Below are 22,883 nucleotides of genomic sequence, written 5' to 3'. Positions count from 1 at the left end.
AAGAAGGTTTAGCATTTTTTAACAAATGCTTTAATAGCAGTTGATTACCTTGCATTAAATAATCATTATCTATGAAAACCATCTCAACTGCCCTATTCCTATTTTTAGGATATGCTTGTTTCGCCCAATCGCAGCGACAAATTGAAAACCAAATGGCCTTTGCCAAATTTTACGGTTACGTACGGTATTTTTATCCAGGCGATGATGCGGCAAAACTCGACTGGGATAAATTTGCAATCTATGGTGCTCAGCAGGTAGACCGATGCAAAACAGATGAAGAGCTGAAAGAAAATTTAAACGCAATGGCGAAAGTTTTAATGCCTGGCGTAAGTATAGTGCCTGGCAGTGAGAAAATTGTTTTTCCTGCAAACCTGAAACCGAAAAATTTAAATGGCTATCAAGAGATAACCTGGCAGCATTTAGGCGTTGGTTTATTGAATGATAAAAGAAGCTTATATCAAAGCGCCAGAACAAATAGAAAAACTGTTTTTAAAAATAAATTTACAGGTTTTGGCAATTTAAGCACACTATTACCCGCCAAGGACATTAAAGGAAAAAACTTCGTTTTATCAGGAAGAGGCAAAATGCTGAGTGATGATGGGCAAGGACAATTCTGGATAAGGGTTGATAGAGAAAATGGGCAGATGGGATTTTTTGAGAATATGGATAGTCGGCCAATCAAAAGCAAAACCTGGCAAAATTTTGAAATTAAAGGCATAATTAATGAAGACGCAAAGCAACTCTTGCTTGGGGCTTTTTTGGTTAACCGTGGGAAGTTTGCTATAGACGACCTGATATTAAAAGTGGATGGGAAAGAAATTTACCATAGGGATTTTGAAGATGAAACAGTTGGCAGCGAGCCAAAAACAATTTCAGGTTCTACAGGTAGGTCGAGTGTCGAAAATGCTAAATATGTTTTTTCCGTAAATACAGAACAACAAAACAAGTTTGCTGAAGTTGCCAGTCCGGCGATCATTGAAAGCGAAAGTCTGGAAATAAAACCTTTTCAGCGGCATGCAAAGTTTGGTGAATACGTTGAGAAACCAATTAGTAAGAATTTAAAAATATTTGTTCCAATTGTACTCTATGGTACTCAAAACCAAACTTTCCCCTTAACGGATAGTGTAAAAGTAAACAAGCAATTATCTGCAATAAATTCAATGTCGGGAGATAAATTAACGGTAAATAATCTTTACTTGAGAATAGGAAATATTACGAATACATGGAACATATTCCAACATTTCTATCCCTATTTCGATGTGGCCAAAACTAACTGGACTGCTGATTTGGAAAAATCGCTAACGGAAAGCTACCAAAGTAATTCTGATGTGGAATATGCCAATATCTTGAAAAAGATGACTGCAAAATTAAAGGACGGGCATATAAGTGTTTGGTATACCGGGAATAAAAATCAATACTATCCACCCTTTGCATGGGATTGGATCGAAAATAAGCTGATGATCAAATCTGTGATGGATTCTACATTGAAGCTTAAAAAAGGCGATATTGTTGAAAAAATAAATGGCCAGGATGCCCAGAAATATTTCCAGAATATATACGAACATATTTCTGCTGCTACGCCTGGCTACCTTAATCACCGGGCAAAAACTGAATCTTTAATAGGAGAAAAAGATTCGCCATTCAATATTGTACTTGCAAACGGGCAGCAAGTAAGTACTTCTCGAAAAATTCATTCATCTTCTTATAGCGCTGATGCTTCTAAACAGGAAGCGATCAAATCATTAGGGAACGATATTACCTACATCAGTATTAGTAATGCAAAGATGAAAAAGATTGATGAATCGATTGAGCTGTTGAAAAGCAGCAAAGCCATTATTTGCGACCTACGTGGTTACCCGACTGACAATACTGGTTTAATCGAATATCTGATGGTAAGTGATGATACCTCATCTAAGTGGATGCAGATTCCTCAGATTATCTATCCAGATCAGGAGAAATTAATTACCTATCAAAACGAGCGGTGGCCACTAAAAGCAAAGTCTCCACATTTGAATGCCAAAATATTTTTCTTGATTGATGGCCAAGCAATCAGCTATGCAGAAAGTTACATGAGTTTTATTGAACACTACAAACTGGCTACAATTATTGGGCAACCAACTGCTGGCACAAACGGCAATGTGAACTCCATAACCCTTCCTGGTGGTTTTAATATGTGGTTTACGGGGATGAAAGTATTAAAACATGATGGTTCGCAGCATCATGGAGTCGGCATTATTCCCAATATTTATGTTAATCAAACAATAAAAGGGATAACGGAAGGTAGAGATGAAATATTAGAGCGGGCAATTGCCGAAGCTTCTAAATAAACAAACAACGCCCTTGAATTATCTTTTAAGGGCGTTGTTTGTTTAATATTTTGTGTAAACATTATATAAAACCAAAATATCAACAGGTGTTAGCTTTGGCGTAATATCGGTTTGGATAAAATGTCGTTTAAAAGCTGTAATGGTTGCGCCAATATCACTGGTATCATAGCCCATTAGTTTCAGTGCATTTGTAGTGTCAAAATTCGCGGGCGGATTTTTTAAGATATCATTATACCAAAAACCAAAGCCTTTTAATGCCAGTTTTTTCCAAGGAAATTTATTTGGATCAGGTTTACGCTTTGGCGCAATATCAGAGTGACCGATAAAATTTGCCGTTGGAATGTTGTATTTCTTTTTTAACGTGGTTAATAATTTGATCAAACTATTAATTTGTGCATCCGTCCAAATATCAGTTGTACCATTATTATCTAACTCTATCCCAATAGAGGAGGAATTCAGGTCCGTATCTTTACCCCATTTACTTACTCCAGCATGGTTCGATCGTAAATAATCATTTACCATTTGCACCACTTTTCCATCTCTGCTCACCACATAATGCGCACTGGTACCTGCTCTGGTAGAATGAAATGTTTTAACTGTTTGTGCCAAACTATCCTGGGCGGTATGATGCAGAATAACGAAGTTTGGTTTGCGTACCCCAAAATTTACAGAACCAATCCATTGTTGGTTTGTTGGGTTTAAAGTGTCATAAAGCTGTCCAACCGGGGGTGTGCTTGTTATAATTTTTGCAAACTCTTTAGTTTTTTCTTTATAGATTTTTTCCGTTGCTGCATATTTGCTCGAGCCGCAAGAAGAGATAACAATGGCCGATCCCAATAATAATATAGCTTTAAGGCTAGTGGTTTTAACTGAAAACATGTTTTGATTTTAGTTGATGGATTACAAAGTTAGGTTAAATTCATTCATTACATCAAACTTTATACAAAGCCTTCAAATTTTACTAATTTAGTCGCGATATACATTTATAATGAAGAAACTATACAAACCCCTTTCATATTTATCTGCATTGGCTATCTCGGCAGTGTTATTATCTGGCTGCACCAATACTGATAAAGCAGCAAATAATAATAAAGCAACAGTTCAAACTGATAGTTTAATTGATTATGTCGCACAGCGTTTGCCAATTTATGAGAAGGTTAAGCTTACCACGAACCTGAATCAACTTAGCATTAACGATAGAAAAATTTTGCCATTGCTAATACAGGCTGCCGAAATTATGGACGATTTGTATTGGAAACAGGCTTATCCGCAACGCGATAGCTTGTTGGCAACCATTAAAGATGAGAAAACCCGTGAGTTCGTGAACATTAACTACGGTCCATGGGATCGATTGAATAATGAAAAACCCTTTGTTGCTGGTGTGGGTGCCAAGCCAGAAGGCGCTTCATTTTATCCTTACGGGATTACAAAAGCAGAAATTGAAAAATCTAATTTAGCAGATAAGTTTGGTGCTTATTCGGTTATTCAGAAGGATACTGCAGGTAAATTAACCACCGTTCCTTACCATGTTTTATTTGCTGCAGAATTACAAAGGGCAAGCTCATTACTAAAGCAGGCTGCATTAATAGCTGAAGATGCTGGTTTAAAAAAATACCTGAATTTAAGGGCTGATGCTTTAGTTACCGATAATTTTACTGCAAGTGATTACGCCTGGTTGGATATGAAAACCAATGGTTTGGATATTATCATTGGTCCGATTGAAAATTATGAAGACAAACTTTTTAATGCCCGCACCAGTTATGAGGCGTATGTGTTGATTAAAGATAAGGAGTGGAGCATGCGTTTAGCGAAATATGTTAAAATGCTTCCTGAATTGCAGAAAAACCTGCCTGTTGCGGCTAAATATAAAACTGAAAGCCCTGGAACGGATTCAGAACTGAACGCATATGATGTGGTTTATTATGCCGGAGATTGCAATGCAGGTTCGAAAACCATTGCGGTTAACTTGCCAAATGATGAGAAGATTCAACAGGAAAAAGGTACGCGTAGATCTCAACTGAAAAATGCGATGCAGGCCAAGTTTGATAAAATTCTGGTTCCCATTTCGAAAGAGCTAATTGATGCTGATCAACAGAAATACATCAAGTTCGATGCCTTTTTTGCTAATGTGATGTTTCACGAAGTAGCGCATGGACTAGGGATTAAAAAAACCATTACCGGCAAAGGTTTTGTACGCGAGGCTTTGAAAGAACAATATAGCTGGCTGGAAGAAGGAAAAGCAGATGTTTTGGGATTATATATGGTTACAGGCCTTTTGAAAAAAGGAGAGTTAGCGGGCGATATTAAAGATTACTACACCACTTTTATGGCTGGCATTTTACGCTCTGTTCGTTTTGGAGTTTCTGAAGCACACGGTAAAGCCAACATGCAATGTTTTAATTATTTTCAAGAGAAGGGTGCTTTTGAACGTACCAGCAAAGGGACTTACAAAGTAAATTTTGAAAAATTTGCGACAGCCATGAATGAGCTTAGTGCTTTCATTATCACCCTTCAAGGTAATGGTGATAAGGTGGCTGTAGAAAAAGCACAAAAAGAGAAAGCTGTTATTTCTACAGAACTTCAAAAAGATTTGGATAGATTGACCAGAAAGAGCATTCCTGTTGATGTTGTTTTTGAACAGGGGGTTGATGTTTTAGGGGTGAAGTAGAAACTATTTCAATTATAAAATAGCCGCAGATTCGCAGATTGCTCTGTTAGTCTGCGGTTTTTTTGTGCACTACCTTTTGTTCGATAAGCCTGACAGAAACGAAAATCCTTTTTAAAAGGTTACACGACTTCGTTATCCCTCAAACGTTACCTTTTAAAAGATTGTAGTAAATGGCAGGACCACATTGGCCATTTTTTTTCACTGACATTACCTTCCTAGTCATAAAAAGCTCTATCAAAATACCCAGTTTTCACTTTTTTCCATCCTGCTGTAACCTTTCTGAAAAACCATCGTCTTATTCATAACTAAACAATGGAAACCGTTCGTTTCCAAACTAAACTTTAAAATAAGAAGGCAAAATTTTAAAAGCGCTAAATAAGTGGCTATGGGATTGTTTTGCCCAAATTTTAAACTATTTATACCAGGAAAGATGAAAACCTTTTACAAATTATCACTTATCATATTAAGCATTTTTACTTCTTTTGAGGTTACAGCACAAACTACTCCCAAAGCAAATATTACCGGAATTATTCTGGATGAAAATAAAAAACCAGCCGATTATGTTACCGTTGTGCTTTTCAAAGCGGCGGATTCCAGCATTGTAAAAACAGCATTTACTGATCAGGCCGGGACTTTTGGTTTTACGGTGAATACGAAAGGCAATTATTTTTACAAGGCGAGTAGCATGGGTTATAAAACCTTGAAAAGTAAAGTTGTAACACTTGATGATAGCCAGAAAATTGATTTTGGTTCAGCTCAACTGAGCCCAACCAGTCAGAGTTTAAAAGAAGTTACCGTTGCGGCCAATGTTCCTTTGGTAGAACGTAAAATGGACCGGACGGTAATGAATGTGGCCAGCAGTTCCATCGCTTCAGGATCAACGGCGCTGGAATTATTGCAAAAAGCACCTGGTGTAAATGTAGATCAGAACGATAACATTTCAATGCAGGGCAAGCAGGGTGTATTGATTCAGATAGATGGAAAACAAACCTACATGAGCAGCGGCGATGTGGCTAATTTACTTCGGGGCATGCAAAGCTCGGAGATTGAAACCATTGAATTGATTACCAATCCATCAGCCAAATATGATGCTGCGGGAAATTCGGGAATCATCAACATTAAAACCAAAAAGAATAAAGGCGGCGGCACCAACGGAAGTTTAACAGGTGCTTTTGGTCGCGGTACAAAATTCAGATCGAGTGCGGGTGGAAGCATCAATCACCGAACAAAGTCTCTGAATTTATTTGGGAACTATAACTATTATCAACGAGACCGGGAAACCTTTATGGAGATTGACAGGATTGCAACAGTATCGCCGAGCAACCGGTATTTCTCTCAAAGAAGTGATTTTAGTAAACGAAACCATGGGCAAAATTTTAAAGCTGGCGTAGATTATTTCATTAATAAAAACAACACAATAGGCGTTTTAGTAACCGGTTATGAAGGCAGCAATAAGGAATTTTCGGTTAACAGAACCCGGATTGGTGCATCGTTTGCTCAACAAGATTCTTCAGTGTTGGCCAACAATGTCATCAGGAATAAATACAACAACTTGTCTTACAACTTAAACTATAAATCAGTTTTAGATAGTGCAGGACAGGAACTTACCATTGACTTGGATTATGGACGATACAAAGGCAACGATGATGCCGATTATGTGAGTGATTACTTCTTCAATAACGGAAGTGTAATCCGGCCAACGGTGATTACCAGAAATATTACACCATCTGTCATCAACATTAAAGCCTTCAAAATTGATTACGCACTTCCCCTAAAAAAGCAGATGAAATTGGAGGCCGGCTTAAAAAGTAGTTGGGTAACTACAGATAATAACTTAATCGCCGAGCAGTTTTTGAACAACAACTGGCAAAACAATCAATTGCTCAGCAATCAGTTTGTATACGATGAAAATGTAAACGCAGCTTACGTGAACTTTAACAAGCAGTTTAAAAAAACCAGCATTCAGTTGGGTTTACGGGCTGAGCAAACTACATCAAAAGGAAATTCGATTACCACCAGTAAAGTGATTGAGCGGGAGTATTTAAATTTCTTTCCGAGTGTATTTGTTAATCAAACCTTGGATAAGAATAACGACATCAGTCTTTCATATAGTCGCCGGATTGACCGCCCGAGTTATGATGCGCTAAATCCTTTTGTTTATTTCCTTGATCAATACACTTACAGCCAGGGCAATCCGTTTTTAAATCCTCAGTATACGAATAATTTTGAGTTTACGTATTTGCTTAAAAAGAAATATTCGGTAACCTTAAATTATAGCAGAACGATTGACGTAATTACAGAGGTAATTTTGCCTGATAATGAAAAGCAAGCTTTGTATCAAACCAATCAGAACATTGCTACCCAAAATGCCTATTCGATGGTGATTAATGTGCCTGTAAGTTTAACGAAATGGTGGAGCAGCAACAACAACCTGAATTTATTTCACATTGGTTTTAAGGCACCAGATATTGCAGGGCAAAAGCTCGACAATAAGAGCACCTCATTTCAGTTTAAGTCGCAGCATAGCTTTAAAATTCAGCCAGGCTTATCAGCAGAGTTAAATTTTAGCTATGATAGTCCGGTTACTTTTGGCGTAATGGAAATTGGAACGCGTTATGGATTTGATGCTGGAGTTAGCAAATCGCTAATGAATAAAAAAGCCAGTTTAAAACTTGCGGCAAACGACATTTTCAATACGCAAATCAATAATATCAACAGCGCTTTCCCTGGGCTTTATTACACATTATATGGTGTTAACGACAGACAGTATGTAAGTTTAACTTTTACTTATCGTTTTGGTAAGAATGAAATTAAGCCTGCCCGCAACAGGAGCACCGGTTTAGAAGCCGAGCAGGGAAGAATGAAAAATTAACTGAAGTTAAAACTCAAGCCACCAACTAACCATTGGTGGTTTTTTTGTGGAATGTAATGAATGCTTTCATCTTAAATTTGAAAACAAAGTACAAACCGTTAACTTCATGCCATGGAAACCGATATAATCATTTCAGAAATTGATGCCTTACACAAAAAGCAAGATGTGGCTTTGCAAGCTAAGGATGCAGATCACTACTTTTTAATCTTCGATCCATCTTTTCAATTTACTGGTTCCAATTCGGTTACCTTAAACTTAAGAGATTATAAAGCTGATATTCAGAGCCTTTTCAGAAATTCAAAAAGCATTGAAACAAGTCATTACCGGATAAAATCAGCCTTTGAAAACGAGGTGTTTACTGAAAAAATTGCCCGTAAATCAATTATCATTAAACCCAATTTGCTTGTTTTTTCTAAAAAGCAAACCATACAAACAGAAGAAGTTTACCAATGGAAAAACGTTGGTGGCGAATGGAAGGTGCTTGCTGTTGAGGTAGTTTTGGAAGAGAAATATTAAATTCCTGATCTTTTTAACCTGCCATCGCGAAAATATTATCGGCAATATCTGTGCTGATCTTCCCCCTTCGATAAGTATCAAACAGAGGAATGTCCGTTTCTTTAAGCAGTATCCTTAAATTATAATTGATTTAAACCCGTTCAAAACTTCATTAAATCTTCTTTCAAAAACTTTAAAACAAATTCGGTATTTTTGCCGCTTAATTTAGATTACAATATATGTTAAGAACAGTAACTTGTGGTGCACTTACCCTCAATAACTTAGGCGAAAGTGTAACCCTGTGTGGTTGGGTACAGAAATCAAGAGATTTAGGCGGTATGACTTTCATTGATATCCGCGATCGTTATGGTATTACACAGCTTGTTTTTAACATGGATGATAACCGTGAACTTTGCGAAGCAGCACGTTCGTTAGGTCGCGAATTTGTAATTAAAACCACTGGTACTGTTGTTGAACGCAGCAACAAAAACCCAAAAATGTCAACCGGTGATGTAGAGATTAAAGTTTCTGCTTTAGAGATTTTAAACGCTGCAAAATTACCGCCATTCATGATTGATGATGAAACGGATGGTGGCGATGAGTTGCGCATGAAATACCGTTATTTAGATTTACGCCGTAACCCGGTTCGCAACAACCTGGTTTTGCGTCATAAAATGGCACAATCGGTTCGCCGTTATTTAGATGCTTTAGATTTTATTGAGGTTGAAACACCAGTTTTAATCAAATCTACGCCAGAAGGTGCAAGAGATTTCGTGGTGCCAAGCCGTATGAACGAGGGTGAGTTTTACGCTTTGCCTCAATCGCCGCAAACTTTTAAGCAATTGCTTATGGTTTCTGGTTTCGATAGGTATTTCCAGATTGTGAAATGTTTCAGAGATGAGGATTTAAGAGCCGATCGCCAGCCTGAATTTACACAGATTGATTGCGAGATGTCGTTCATTGAACAAGAAGATATTTTAAACACTTTTGAAGGGTTAATCCGTACTTTGTTTAAAGAAGTTCGCAATTATGATTTACCTGAAGTGCCACGTATGCAATATGCTGATGCGATGCGTTTATATGGCTCTGATAAACCAGATACGCGTTTTGATATGCAGTTTGTAGAACTGAACGATTTGGTAAAAGGAAAAGGTTTCCCTGTTTTTGATAACGCTGAATTGGTAGTTGGTATCAATGCAAAAGGCGCAGCCAGTTATACCCGTAAACAATTAGACGAGTTAACTGATTTTATCAAGCGTCCGCAAATTGGTGCTACAGGTTTAATTTATGCCCGCCATAATGAAGATGGAACCATCAAATCTTCAGTAGATAAATTTTTTAACGAAGAAGATTTAAAGCAATGGAGCGAAGCTTTTGCTACAGAAAAAGGCGATTTGATTTTAATCCTGGCAGGTTCTACTGATAAAGTGCGCAAGCAGCTAAACGAACTTCGTTTAGAAATGGGTAACCGTTTGGGTTTACGCGATAAAAATACTTTTTCAGCGCTTTGGGTGCTTGATTTTCCGCTATTGGAATGGGATGAGGAAACCGAACGTTACCATGCCATGCACCACCCGTTTACTTCACCAAAACCGGAAGACATTGCTTTGTTAGATACTGATCCGAAAAATGTTCGTGCGAATGCCTACGATATGGTAATTAACGGAACTGAAGTTGGCGGTGGCTCTATTCGTATTCACGACAGAGAATTACAGGCTTTAATGTTCAAACATTTAGGATTTAGCGCAGAAGAAGCCCAAAAACAATTTGGTTTCTTAATGGATGCTTTCGAATTCGGCGCACCTCCACACGGTGGTATCGCTTTTGGTTTCGATCGTTTAACTTCGATTTTTGCTGGCTTGGACTCGATTCGTGATGTGATAGCTTTCCCTAAAAACAATTCAGGTAGAGATGTGATGATCGATAGCCCAAGTACAATTGATGATAAACAATTAAAAGAATTGAAGATCAAAACTGATTTGTAGTGATCTAATAAATGCTACTCTGAATTTATTCAAGGTATAAAAAAAGCGCTGATGATTGTCAGCGCTTTTTTTTTGTTCATTGGAATTCTTATCCATAAATATCATTCAGCATTTTCGCCAGGCGAACGCCACCTTTAAGTAACTGCTGATTTAAAGTTTCGACCCAGTCGAAATTGTAGCGATAGCTTAATTTCGAATCTGGTTTAGTGGTTTCGTAGATTTTATTGCAAACCAGATAAGATTCATAAACATTCTCTTTCAGGCTGGTGTTTTGCCAGTTATATAACTGAACAGCAGAAGGGTGATTAATGGCTTTTGCGTATTCAGTATAGCTTAATTGTTGATACTCGATCAATTGTTCATCCCACACGCGGTGTAAGTTCGATTTTTCGTTAAACCATAAAACCGAAACCCTATTTCCGCCTAAATCCTCTTTGCGGGCTACATGCATTGGTTGGCATAAATCGCCAGCCATGTGTACCAACATGCGTAAGGCCAGTTTTTTCTCATCAGCTGTGCTGCTTGATTTTTTTAAAACAGCTGTTAATTCGATAATTTTGTTGTACAGGTTTGGCGATTTTTCTGTTTCCAAAAAATTGAAGATAACATCTTTGGTTTGCCCTGCGGGTAAGTTTACAAAGTGCCAGTTGTATAGGTAATTATAGGTAGAGTCTGATTTAATGAAATCGCCCCAGTTAGCCGACATCGCCAGGGTTTCTGAGCCTAAAATGGATTGGATTGCTTTTCGGGTTTTGGTTTTCAAATAACTATCGGCAATTTCGCCCACCACACGGTGACCAATCATGCCCCAGGCATTAGCCTGAATGGGCAAGTAAGCTAAAAAACCGATGGCCGCAACGGTGGCTAATTTCTTTTTAATTGATGTAAATTTCATTTTATAATTCTTTTTGTACGCAAGTAACTTTTTCTTTTAAGGATAATGTAATTTCTCGCTGATCGCTCATGCTTTCTAAAACTAAAGTATCTGCTGATTTTTTCTTGATCAGGAAATTCCTTTCGTACCGGCCAATGCGGTAGCAGCCTGAAATTTTTTGTTTGTAATTGGCGTGAGTAAATGTAGCACCAACAATTAAAGTATCGCCTTTAACGCCATAAACACCTTTCGCATATTCTTTCCAAATGCCATTGTTGTAGCAAGAATCTTCATAAAAATTCACTTTGCTGTGGGTTTCAAAATCGATGTAAACCGAATCGCAGGTGAACTTAAAATGGTGTTTGGTGTAATTGCTTAATTTGTTGCTGTAGGCTACGGAATCTTGATTCCACACACCCTGCATAAAATCTTCTCCCTTGCCCTGAACATTTGGCAAGCGGGTACAGGCGCTTAAAAGAGGTAAAAGGTAAAGGGTGAAAGCTAAAAGGTAAAGATGTTTAAATTGAATCGAGCTTTCGATTTTCCCCAATTGATTAAACTTAATATTAGTGAGCATACTATTTAAACTCATTCGGTGGGAATTGCTTTGGAAAATTTTTATTCGCGTTTAAGGTATTGTTAATCAGCATGAATAACCCTACTGAAAAACAGATTCCTACGAAAAAGCCAATCACTCCGGCAATCGTATAATAACTTGTCGCGTCGAGTATTGAAAGACCACTACTCTGCGTGAAATATGGCATCACAAAATGGTAGAATATTGTTAGTAACAACGAAATACCAGATCCAATAATCAGTAGTATCGAATCGGCTTTTACCTGTTTCGAAATGTAATAGCAGCAAGCAATAAAACCGATTATTTGCGGAACAATCGAAATTAAACTGAATAGTGTTGTGGTGAACGAACTTCCCATATTTTAAGTCTTTTCTCTATGCGCTACGCAAACTGAGTTTGAGTTGCTGTATTTGTTAAATAAACCCGATTGACGCGGAAAGCTTTTTTTTATTGCATCAACGTTGAATAATTGTTAGTATGACAGGAGTTTAAAAAAAACTTGTAGCAAAAGCGGGGCTGTCGAATCCGAAGAATGAAAGCCCTGCTTTTCCCTGAATACCTAAAGGAACTTTCCTCTATGACTATAATTGAGCCATAGAAAGAAGTTCCGCTTCTTAGGCTACTCGGATTATTTCAAACTACCAACCATATCTTCCGGACGAACCCACTCATCGAATTGTTCGTTGGTTAACAAGCCTAATTCAACTGCTGCAGCTTTTAAGGTTTTATTTTCTTTGTGTGCTTTCTTTGCAATTTTAGCCGCATTTTCATAACCTACATGCGGGTTTAAAGCCGTAACCAACATCAAGGAGTTTTGTAAATGTTTCTCAATTTCTGGCAAGTTAGCCGTAATCCCTTCCGCACATTTTACGGTGAAAGAAACACAAGCATCGCCAATTAAACGAGCTGATTGTAAAACGTTTGCCGCGATTAAAGGTTTGAAAACATTTAACTCAAAATGGCCAGACATGCCGCCTACAGAAACCGCCACATCATTACCAATAACCTGAGCACAAACCATTGTTAAGGCTTCCGGCTGTGTAGGATTCACTTTTCCTGGCATAATTGAAGAACCTGGTTCGTTATCTGGTATTACAATTTCGCCAATCCCACAACGCGGACCAGAACTTAACATACGCACATCATTCGCCACTTTCATTAAGGCAACCGCAGTACGTTTTAAAGCGCCAGAAAGTTCGACCATGGCATCGTGAGCCGCTAGAGCCTCGAATTTATTTGGCGCCGTAACGAATGGTAAACCTGTTAAATCGGCAATTTTTTGCGCCACTAAAACATCGTAACCTTTTGGTGTATTTAAGCCAGTACCAACAGCTGTACCACCCAAAGCCAACTCAGCAACCATAACCAAAGCATTTTTAATGGCTCTGATGCTGTTGTCGATTTGCTGAACGTAACCTGAAAATTCTTGCCCTAAAGTTAAAGGCGTAGCATCCATAAAGTGGGTACGGCCGGTTTTGGTAATGCCCGAAAATTCCTCTACTTTTTTAGCCAAAGCGTTACGCAACTGCTCCAAGCCAGGAATGGTGTTTTCTACCGTTAATTTATAGGCTGCAATATGCATTGCAGTTGGGTAAGTATCGTTTGATGATTGCGATTTGTTCACATCATCATTCGGGTGAAGCACTTTTTTATCATCAGCCAATGCACCACCATTAATTACGTGGGCACGGTTTGCAATTACTTCGTTTCCGTTCATGTTACTTTGCGTACCAGAACCGGTTTGCCAAATTACCAACGGAAATTGATCGTCTAAATCGCCGGCAATAATTTCATCACAAGCTTTGGCAATTAAATCAGCTTTATCTGCAGAAAGTACGCCAAGCTCTGTATTTGCTAAAGCCGCAGCTTTTTTCAGGTAGCCAAAAGCATGAATAATTTCTTTAGGCATTGAACCTTCAGGACCGATTTTGAAGTTGTTGCGTGAGCGTTCGGTTTGTGCACCCCAGTATTTGTCGGCAGGTACCTGAACCTCGCCCATGGTATCGTGTTCTATTCTGAAACTCATTATAATTTGATTTTTGTTGTCGCAAATTTAAGTTTTTTGCCTATAAAGCAAGGTATTATATTCGATATTTACTAAGGTGTCATTTGAGCGTTTTTTAGATGTGCTAAGTTTTTATTTTGGAAAGGTGCTGATGTGGTTCTTCTGATTGGTTCGGCCCCGCTGATTCGCTTAAAGTTTTTGTGATTGTCATGTTAAGCTTGTCGAAACACGGCAACAAAAAACTTTCCGCTGCCATCGGGTTTAGGAGTGGCCTGTAAACTACAATCAATAAAGGAGCATAATGCAAATTTTGGCATAAGCCCAAAGCGTTTAATCATTGTTCCGTTGGTCGAAACCAACGACAAAGGTTAACAAAATAGCAAGTTCATTGCCGTTCGGCTTTAGCCAAGAGAATCTAAATCCTGCCCGAAACCATTCAAATACTAAGTTAATGGTTTCATTTACTATTTTGGGGTTTTTTAAGCCAGATGTATCGCGGAGCTTTATGGAAAATTAAATTATATGAAAAAGTTGTTATTTTCTTGGATTTTAATCTTATCATTTCAATCGTACGCACAGGTTCGACTAGATACCTTATACAATAGGCCATTTGAAAAAGGTAGCCAATATTGGTCTTATGGTATGAGTTCCAAGTATACATTTACCTTTACAGTAGACAATGAAACTAAAAACGTAAGTTCAATAATTGCAGATCCACTTTCTGCAAGACGCTCAGTAATTTATCTTGATAGGGCTAAAAATATTTCATTGATGTGCTGGATTTACGCAAAGAGCTTGGATAATTTTAGGTACACGATTTTAGAGAATGATTCAGTTATTCTAGCTAAAGATGTAATACCAAGAACAGTTAGTAAAAACAAAAATTCATATTACATTGATTTTGGGAGATTTAATATTGTTGATAAAACAATATCAATCGTATTCTACGAAAAAAACAAATCTGAATCTGACTACAAATTTGCCTTTTATAATAAAGATGTTAAGCCTGTTGATTTGTTAAGTGCCCAAGTTATAGAAGTTTTTAAAAATCCGGAAATTAAAAACTTCAAAAACAAAGAAGGTAAATTTGTGCGCAGAGAAGTTACTACTGGTAAAGTTTTAACTTTAAATAATGGCTCTATACTCTTTTCTAAAAATCTTTCTTACGTCGAAATTAAAATTAAGCCTGTAGAAAATGTTTTTCTTTACAAGGTACTACTGCAGCGCATAAACAACAGTAGTGAAGTGATCAGTAAACTCGTTCAACCTTCTTGGAATTACGATTCTGAAGGTAACATGGTGGCAAAACTAGATATTGATAATTTAAGTAAGGAAGGTAAATATGAGCTGGAGATTATTCCAGCTATTGGATTTAGACGACTGACATCAAATAAAGCTAAAAAGATTATTTTCGATGTGTCAACTGAAAAGCTTTTCTCTACTAAACAACTTATCACCTCAGCATTACTGTTTTCCTTAATAGTAGGCGCAATAACTGGAGGCCTAGCTGTTTATGTCAAAAACAAACAGATTAAAGAAAAAGTAGCTGAGCAGGCCAAACAAAAGGAGGTGGCTCAACTCAAACTTAACTCCGTCCGTTCGCAGCTCAATCCGCACTTTTTGTTTAACGCTTTAGCGGGCATTCAAAACCTGATGAATAAAAACGAGATTGATAATGCCAATCGCTACCTAAGCAAGTTCGCCCGCCTTACCCGAAATGTTTTAGATAGTAAAGAACTCATCAGTTTAACTGAAGAAAAAACCTTGTTAGATGATTACCTGCAAATGGAACAATTACGCTTTGGGTTTCAATACAAAATAAATGCTTCAACCGATTTAGACAAAGAAAATATAGAAATTCCAGCCATGCTTTTACAGCCTTTTGTAGAAAATGCAGTTAAACACGGAATTGCAGAAAAAAGTAATGATGGCGAAATTACAGTAACTTTTGAAAAGCAAGTGTCGAATTTAGTGCTAAAAATATCTGACAATGGCAAAGGTTTCGATACAACTCAAACTTACAATGGCTTAGGCTTGGCTTTGAGTAAAAATCGAATATCTTTACTGAATACAATTTATAAAGAAACACCTTTCATTTTGGATATTCAATCTGATACCAACGGAACCACAGTTACTATAACTTTAACACAATGGTTGTAAAATGAGGACAATTTTAGTAGATGATGAGCGGGCAAATTTGGAGAATTTGCAGGTTTTGCTAGCCAAGAACTGTCCAGAAGTTAAGGTTGTAGCTATTGCCAACAACATAAATGATGCCTTTGAAAAAGTAAAGCTGCATCGACCAGATTTGCTATTTCTTGATATCCAAATGGGCAAAACCACAGGTTTTGATTTGCTAAACTTGTTGCCTGAAAAAACTTTCGAGGTGATTTTTGTTACGGCATACGACAATTATGGCATCCAAGCCGTAAAGTTTGCTGCCCTCGATTATTTGCTAAAACCTGTTGATCCTGATGAGTTAATTGCTGCGGTTTCAAAAGCCAAAGAACGAATTACAAATAAGATGAATAGTGAGCAGCTCAGTTTTTTGCTCAATCAAATCAAAAGAAGCGAGCCTGCCGTTCCAAAAATTGCATTGCCACAGCAACATGAAATCCGTTATGTTTCGATTGATGATATCGTACGTTGCGTTGCAGACAATACTTATACATTTTTCTACTTATCCACGGATGAAAAAATCTTAATTTCCAAACCCTTGAAAGAATATGCTGATCTGCTGAAACCTCAGGGCTTCATTCGGGCGCATCAAAGTCATTTGGTAAATCCAAAATATGTAAAAAGCTGGCTTAAAGAAGATGGCGGAACTTTATTGATGAATAACGGGCATAAAATTCCGGTTTCGAAACCGAATAGAGAAATGGTAAAAGCTGTTTTGGGGAAGTAAGATTTAACAAATATTATTATATTTAAGTTATGAAAACGCTAAAATCGCTCTATTTAACTTTCTGTTTAGTTTGCTTGATAAACTTTGCTTACGCAGCGATGCTAGGCACTCCCGAAATAATCATTCTTCTTGTGGTTTGCATTTTATTAATGGTTCCAGTAGGATTGATCGTTTGGTTAATTGTTTATCTTGTGAAAAGAAACAATCGTTAGCGTCTCTACCGTAATTTCTACCGATAGTAGGAAAACTTTTTAATAAGAATTAAGTCATAGCGATCGCATGAAGATTGCCCCGTTCCTCGCAACGCCGACCGTTCTAATCTTGCAGTAAAACATATCCGTGGTTAATAAACCTTTTTGTACTTTTGCGGCTATGTCAGTTATTAAACCCTCGTTAGCAAAAGGTACACGCGATTTTACGCCTGTTGAAATGGTAAAACGCAACTTTATTTACGATACCATTAAATCGGTTTTCAGGAAATATGGTTATGCGGAAATTCAAACACCAAGTTTTGAAAACCTTTCTACTTTAACCGGAAAATATGGTGATGAAGGCGATAAACTGATATTTAAAATTCTGAATAGTGGCGAGTTTTTAAGCCAAAAAGTTTTAGATAAAGTTAGTAACCTTAAAAAAGAATTTGAGCATGCGCAAGGGTATCTTGCTGAAAATGATGATTCTAATCCAGATAAGATTGTTATAGGTGGAGATGCATCAGTTGTGTTTGGGAACAATGAAGAATTTGCTAAATTGCAAAAAGCAATATCTCTTTACAAAAATGTCAGCAAGACTGTTCTAACAGATATTTCTGAAAAAGCACTTCGTTACGACCTAACCGTTCCTTTCGCTCGTTACGTGGTGATGCACCAACACGAAATCACCTTACCTTTCAAGCGTTTTCAGGTGCAGCCGGTTTGGCGTGCCGACCGACCGCAAAAAGGCAGATACCGTGAATTTTACCAATGTGATGTAGATGTAGTAGGTTCGGAAAGTTTATTAAACGAGGCAGAATTCATCCTGATTTACAATGAAGCTTTATGCAAATTAGGCTTAAAAGATTTCACCATCAAAATTAATAATAGAAAAATTCTATCAGGCATTGCTGAGATTATAGGTAAACCTGATTTAATTATTGATATGACCGTAGCCATCGATAAATTGGATAAAATTGGTTTAGATGGGGTGAGTAAAGAGTTATTGGAGCGTGGTTTCACAGAAGATGACCTGGAAAAACTTCGTCCGGTTATTTTGTTAGAGGGAACTAACGAAGAAAAACTGACGAGTTTGAAAGATGTTTTAGCAGCTTCAGAAACAGGCTTAAAGGGTATTACAGAAATTGAACAGGTTTTTGAATATGTGGAAAGCTTGATATCTTACGGATTGCCTTTAACCGCAAAACTCGAATTGGATATCACATTGGCTCGTGGCTTAAACTATTATACAGGTTGTATTTTCGAAGTTAAAACCAACGAAGTAGCGATGGGCAGCATTGGTGGTGGCGGCCGTTACGACGATTTAACGGGCATGTTTGGTTTGAAAGATTTAACAGGCGTTGGCGTTTCTTTTGGTGCAGACAGAATTTACGATGTATTGGAAGAACTAAATCTTTTCCCGGCAGCTGCAGAAGTTGGCACCAAGGTTTTGATTAGTAATTTCGATGTTGCAGCAGAAAAATATGCCTTGCCGATTTTGCAACAATTAAGAAGTGCTGGTATTTCCGCAGAACTTTATCCTTCATCAGCAAAGCTGAAAAAACAAATGGCTTACGCCGATGCTAAAAATATCCCTTATGTAATTTTAATTGGTGGCGATGAAATTGCAAGCGGCGAATTGACGCTAAAGGATATGCAAAGTGGCGAGCAAAAGAAGTTGACGGTTTTGGGTATTCTGGATGTATTGAAATAGGCTTAACCGCAAAGGACGCCAAGCTGAGATAGAAATTAAACCTTCAATTTTGCAGTCCTTTGCGTTTTCATCTTCTATTTCTTTCGGTTAACAACTATCTTCCTATCCGCAGCAATATTGGGAAATGCACATCCTTAATAGCATCGTTGCCCCAGGCTTCTTTCAATTCCGTAAACATATATTCTAAAGGGTTTCTGTCATTCGCTTTTTTATAATGCTGCAAGGATGACCAGGTATTTAAATATCCAATCATCTGGTTAAAATTCCACGATGTTTTAATTTGAAAATGTGGTGCAACAATCTCTTCGAAAGGAAACGGAATGGTTTTATAGCCTTCTTCAATATAACGACGTTCGCTATCCCAGTATTTTCCTAAAATGTCTTCATACAATTTATGAATCGCCTGATCAACTTTTTTATCAATAAACATCAGGCCGTAACCAATCACGGCGATCAAGCCATCTGGTTTAAGTGTACGTTTAACTTCTCCATAAAACGCATCAAAATTAAACCAGTGGATAGCTTGTGCAACTGTAATTAAATCAAAACTTTGATCAGGAACATTTGCTTTGTCTGAAGATTCTACCTGATAAATTATATTAGGCAGTTTCATCGCCTGATTCAACTGTTTCTCGCTGATATCGGTAGCATAAACACTTTGAAAATGTTGCGCTAAAACACGGGCAACTTGTCCGTTTCCTGTAGCGCAATCCCATGCGGTATCCTTACTTTTCACTAAAGAAAAAAGATAGTCATACAACTCTTGTGGGTAAGTTGGACGATAGATGGCATATTCAGCCGCCTGTGTAGAGAAGTTGTCTTTCATATTTAATTTCGAATAAGTAAGTGATTTTTTGAATACTTTTTTGCAAATCAGTTATTCTAATAGCTAACTTACAAATTAAACAAAAGTTATCAATTAGTGTTTAAATCACTTATTGAAAATCAATACTTCCAAACGCATGAATAATACCTTGAACGATTTTAGGCCAGAAGAAATGAAGGATGTGAAATATAGGCTTAAATCTATTTTTGGTGGTTCGGTGGGTAATTTGGTTGAATGGTACGATTGGTACACATATTCTGCGTTTGCTCTATACTTTTCGCCGATATTTTTCCCAAATAGTAATCCAACGGCACAATTACTCAATACGGCAGGGATTTTCGCTGTAGGATTTTTAATGCGACCGATTGGCGGGTGGTTGTTTGGTAGCATTGCCGATAAAAAAGGCAGAAAACAATCGATGGCACTTTCGGTACTGATTATGGCAATTGGCTCGTTGATTATTGGCTTAACACCAGGCTATAAACAGATCGGAATTGCTGCTCCTTTGTTATTGGTATTTGCCAGGTTAATTCAGGGTTTAAGCACCGGGGGTGAATATGGTACATCTGCCACCTACCTAAGCGAAATGGCCAGCCAGAAACATCGCGGTTTCTATTCGAGTTTTCAATACGTAACATTAATCGGCGGTCAATTATTAGCCTTGGGGATACAGTTGATTTTACAAAACTGGTTGCTTACGCCAGAAGAACTTAGTGCATGGGGTTGGCGAATACCTTTTTTTATAGGGGCGATTCTATCTTTCATTGCGTTATATCTTCGAAGGCACATTGCTGAAACATCAGCCTTTGAAAATAAGAATAAGGAAGAGAAAAAAGGAGGCATTGCAGTGCTCATGAAATATCCAAAAGAGGTTTTTACTGTTGTAGGCTTAACTTTGGGCGGAACCATCGCTTTTTATACATTTAGCACATACATGCAAAAATTCCTGGTCAATACGGTTCATCTGAGCAAAGAAACCTCAACAATGCTTTCATTTATTTCGCTCTTGGTCTTCGCCGTTTTGCAACCTCTGTTTGGATTATTGTCAGATAAAATCGGTAGAAAACCTTTGTTGGTTGGCTTTGGGGTATTGGGTAGTTTATGTACTGTGCCAATATTAACTGGTATGGCAAGTGAAACGAACACCACAATTGTATTCTTGTTGATGATCGGTGCATTAATTATTGTGAGTGGGTACACCAGTATTAATGCTGTAGTAAAAGCAGAATTGTTCCCTGCAGAAATCAGGGCTTTGGGTGTGGGTTTGCCTTATGCGCTAACCGTTGCCATTTTTGGAGGAACGGCAGAATATTTCGCTTTGTGGTTTAAAAACATCGGTCATGAAAATTATTTTTACTGGTATGTTACGGCCTGCATTTTGATTTCTCTAATTTTATATACCACGATGAAAGATACCAAACACCATTCGAAAATAGACGATTAAGCTAAAATAATATGATTTTAAGATCTGTGTAATTATCTCAAATTGAACCTGTAAATATCAATAGGTGAATTGCATAGATTAAGATTTTGAAGATTAAAAATCTCATACGACGGTGAATTTCACGGCTAAAATTTGTAGCAAAAACCGCCTTTAAAAACCTCAATTTTTCTATCTTTACCATTATGCAAAACCAAGCTCCACTAGCCGAAAGAATGCGCCCTCAAAATTTAGATGAATATGTTGGGCAAAAACATCTGGTTGGAACTGATGCCGTTTTGCGTAAGGCAATTGAAAGCAGTCAGCTCCCATCGATGATTTTTTGGGGGCCTCCGGGTGTTGGCAAAACAACCCTCGCTTATATTATTTCTCAGGCCTTAGATCGGCCATTTTTTAACTTAAGCGCAATTAACAGTGGCGTAAAAGATATTCGGGAAGTCATTGATCGGGCAGCACAGCTTAAAGATAGTTTTTTAGGTTTACCGATTTTGTTTATAGACGAGATTCATCGCTTTAGTAAGTCGCAGCAGGATAGTTTGCTTGGTGCTGTAGAGCGTGGGTTGGTAACGCTGATTGGTGCGACTACCGAAAATCCATCCTTTGAAGTCATCTCCGCTTTGCTCTCCCGCTGTCAGGTATACATCCTCAAATCTCTTACTGAAGATGAATTGGCGGGGTTGCTTCAAACGGCAATAAAAAGAGACTCCGTTCTGGCTCAAAAAAACATTACCATTAAGGAACATGAAGCTTTAATTCGATTGAGTGGCGGCGATGCCCGTAAACTTTTGAACGTTTTAGAAATCGCGATCAATGGAATCGGTGGAGATGAAATTACACTAATAAATGAGAATGTTCTGGCACATGCGCAACAAAATCTGGCGCTTTATGATAAGGCTGGCGAGCAACATTACGACATCATCTCGGCTTTTATTAAATCCATTCGTGGTAGCGATCCTAATGCGGCTGTTTACTGGCTGGCCAGAATGATTGAAGGCGGTGAAGATCCGCTATTTATTGCCCGTCGGCTACTCATTCTATCATCAGAAGATATTGGTAATGCCAATCCGAATGCTTTACTTTTGGCCAATAATTGTTTCACTGCAGTAAATGTAATCGGTTATCCCGAAGCCAGGATTATCTTATCTCAATGCGTTACTTACCTGGCCAGTTCTGCAAAAAGCAATGCATCTTACGAAGCCATTAATCATGCTCAGGCTCTGGTGAGGCAAACAGGTAACCTGCCCGTTCCACTTCACATTAGAAATGCGCCAACCAAACTGATGAAAAATATTGGCTATGGAAAAGACTATAAATATTCTCATGGTTATGAAGGAAACTTTGAAGCTCAGGAATATTTTCCTGATGAGCTAAGTGGAACAAAATTATATGATCCGGGGAAAAACCCGGCAGAAGAAAAGCTACGTGAAAAGTTAAAACAAAACTGGAAAGACAAATACAATTATTAGTGTAACATTTCGCTACAAATGGCTACTAATAAAAAGAACTATTACTAAACTTATAATATGCTGAGTACTTTTTTAAGCCATCAAAGGAAATCTTTCTGGCGTTCGCGAAACCGGGGTGGTAGTATTGCTGCTCAAGTTGTTCTGGGCTTTTTTATGCTTTATTTCTTGGCAGTTGCCGTGGGCGTGGGTTTTGGAATGTCGATTTTTTTGCCTGAGATATTTAAAGGTGTAGATATCCTTACCAGTTTTAATGGAGTTATTTTATACTATTTTGCGTTAGACTTTGTGATGCGTTTACAGCTTCAGGAGCTTCCAACTTTAAGCATCATTCCTTATTTGCATTTAAAAGTTCCGAAAGGTAAAATCATCAACTTTTTAAATATCAAGGCACTTTTTTCAGCCTTCAATATTTGGCCTATTTTTCTGTTTTTCCCTTTCATTTTCATGGAGATTATCGATGAATACGGCGGTTTTGCTGCTATTATGTATATTGTTTCCATTATTTCAATTACTTTATTTAACAATTACCTCATCCTT

17 protein-coding genes are annotated in these 22,883 nt (G+C 37.7%); 11 read left to right on the top strand and 6 right to left on the bottom strand.

Features of this window, described 5'->3' with window-relative positions; translation table 11 throughout:
- Positions 1–71: 71 nt before the first annotated feature.
- Entirely contained in the window at positions 72–2,327 is a 2,256-nt protein-coding gene (locus ON09_RS08070) for a S41 family peptidase (RefSeq protein ID WP_010600551.1), read from the top strand.
- Positions 2,328–2,369: 42 nt separating this feature from the next.
- On the opposite strand, the gene ON09_RS08065 is transcribed toward ON09_RS08070, so the two are convergent.
- Positions 2,370–3,206 carry an N-acetylmuramoyl-L-alanine amidase gene (locus ON09_RS08065; RefSeq protein ID WP_010600550.1) on the bottom strand — a complete coding sequence of 279 codons (837 nt, stop codon included), beginning with the start codon at positions 3,204–3,206 and terminating at the stop codon, positions 2,370–2,372.
- Positions 3,207–3,315: 109 nt separating this feature from the next.
- Between ON09_RS08065 and ON09_RS08060 the strand changes: the two genes are divergently transcribed.
- The 4 genes from ON09_RS08060 (at position 3,316) to aspS (ending at position 10,347) form a co-directional block, all read left to right on the top strand.
- Entirely contained in the window at positions 3,316–4,995 is a 1,680-nt protein-coding gene (locus ON09_RS08060) for a dipeptidyl-peptidase 3 family protein (protein WP_010600549.1), read from the top strand.
- Between the two features lie 430 nt (positions 4,996–5,425).
- The gene (locus ON09_RS08055) at positions 5,426–7,867 is read left to right on the top strand and encodes a TonB-dependent receptor domain-containing protein (protein ID WP_010600548.1); all 2,442 of its coding nucleotides are present in this window, start codon (positions 5,426–5,428) and stop codon (positions 7,865–7,867) included.
- A gap of 111 nt (positions 7,868–7,978) precedes the next feature.
- Entirely contained in the window at positions 7,979–8,383 is a 405-nt protein-coding gene (locus tag ON09_RS08050; protein ID WP_010600547.1) for a nuclear transport factor 2 family protein, read from the top strand.
- A gap of 218 nt (positions 8,384–8,601) precedes the next feature.
- Complete coding sequence (aspS, locus tag ON09_RS08045; protein ID WP_010600546.1) at positions 8,602–10,347, top strand: aspartate--tRNA ligase; 1,746 nt, start codon at positions 8,602–8,604, stop codon at positions 10,345–10,347.
- A gap of 88 nt (positions 10,348–10,435) precedes the next feature.
- Here the strand turns inward: aspS and ON09_RS08040 are convergent, their stop codons facing one another.
- The 4 genes from ON09_RS08040 to fumC form a co-directional block, all read right to left on the bottom strand.
- Positions 10,436–11,242, bottom strand: a complete 807-nt coding sequence (locus ON09_RS08040; protein WP_010600545.1) for a S1/P1 nuclease — start codon at positions 11,240–11,242, stop codon at positions 10,436–10,438.
- 1 nt (position 11,243) lies between these two features.
- Positions 11,244–11,798, bottom strand: a complete 555-nt coding sequence (locus tag ON09_RS08035) for a fumarate hydratase (RefSeq protein ID WP_238533627.1) — start codon at positions 11,796–11,798, stop codon at positions 11,244–11,246.
- A 1-nt stretch (position 11,799) separates the two neighbouring features.
- Complete coding sequence (locus tag ON09_RS08030; RefSeq protein WP_010600543.1) at positions 11,800–12,156, bottom strand: hypothetical protein; 357 nt, start codon at positions 12,154–12,156, stop codon at positions 11,800–11,802.
- 270 nt (positions 12,157–12,426) lie between these two features.
- A complete protein-coding gene (gene fumC, locus ON09_RS08025; RefSeq protein WP_010600542.1) occupies positions 12,427–13,824 on the bottom strand; it encodes a class II fumarate hydratase in 1,398 nt (465 codons plus the stop codon).
- A gap of 501 nt (positions 13,825–14,325) precedes the next feature.
- On the opposite strand from fumC, the gene ON09_RS24170 reads away from it, so the two are divergent.
- The 3 genes from ON09_RS24170 to hisS all read left to right on the top strand — a co-directional run bounded on the left by ON09_RS24170 (position 14,326) and on the right by hisS (position 18,613).
- Positions 14,326–15,963: a sensor histidine kinase gene (locus ON09_RS24170; RefSeq protein ID WP_010600540.1), complete on the top strand. Its 1,638-nt coding sequence runs from the start codon at positions 14,326–14,328 to the stop codon at positions 15,961–15,963.
- Between the two features lies 1 nt (position 15,964).
- The gene (locus ON09_RS08015) at positions 15,965–16,708 is read left to right on the top strand and encodes a LytR/AlgR family response regulator transcription factor (RefSeq protein WP_010600539.1); all 744 of its coding nucleotides are present in this window, start codon (positions 15,965–15,967) and stop codon (positions 16,706–16,708) included.
- 372 nt (positions 16,709–17,080) lie between these two features.
- Positions 17,081–18,613, top strand: coding sequence for a histidine--tRNA ligase (hisS, locus tag ON09_RS08010; RefSeq protein ID WP_010600538.1), 1,533 nt, complete (start codon positions 17,081–17,083; stop codon positions 18,611–18,613).
- 94 nt (positions 18,614–18,707) lie between these two features.
- On the opposite strand, the gene ON09_RS08005 is transcribed toward hisS, so the two are convergent.
- Entirely contained in the window at positions 18,708–19,439 is a 732-nt protein-coding gene (locus tag ON09_RS08005) for a class I SAM-dependent methyltransferase (protein WP_010600537.1), read from the bottom strand.
- Between the two features lie 136 nt (positions 19,440–19,575).
- On the opposite strand from ON09_RS08005, the gene ON09_RS08000 reads away from it, so the two are divergent.
- The 3 genes from ON09_RS08000 to ON09_RS07990 all read left to right on the top strand — a co-directional run.
- Positions 19,576–20,883 (top strand): MFS transporter, encoded by a 1,308-nt coding sequence (locus tag ON09_RS08000; protein ID WP_010600536.1) that lies wholly within the window; start codon positions 19,576–19,578, stop codon positions 20,881–20,883.
- Positions 20,884–21,065: 182 nt separating this feature from the next.
- Entirely contained in the window at positions 21,066–22,346 is a 1,281-nt protein-coding gene (locus ON09_RS07995) for a replication-associated recombination protein A (protein ID WP_029204203.1), read from the top strand.
- Positions 22,347–22,403: 57 nt separating this feature from the next.
- The coding region (locus tag ON09_RS07990) for a DUF5687 family protein (protein WP_010600534.1) at positions 22,404–22,883 on the top strand (480 nt) is incomplete at its 3' end.

Origin of the sequence: Pedobacter agri PB92 (assembly GCF_000258495.1) — a bacterium.
Taxonomy (GTDB): Bacteria; Bacteroidota; Bacteroidia; order Sphingobacteriales; family Sphingobacteriaceae; genus Pedobacter; species Pedobacter agri.
The sequence above is the reverse complement of the archived record's forward strand: the minus strand, read 5'-3'. Positions and strand labels throughout refer to the sequence as shown.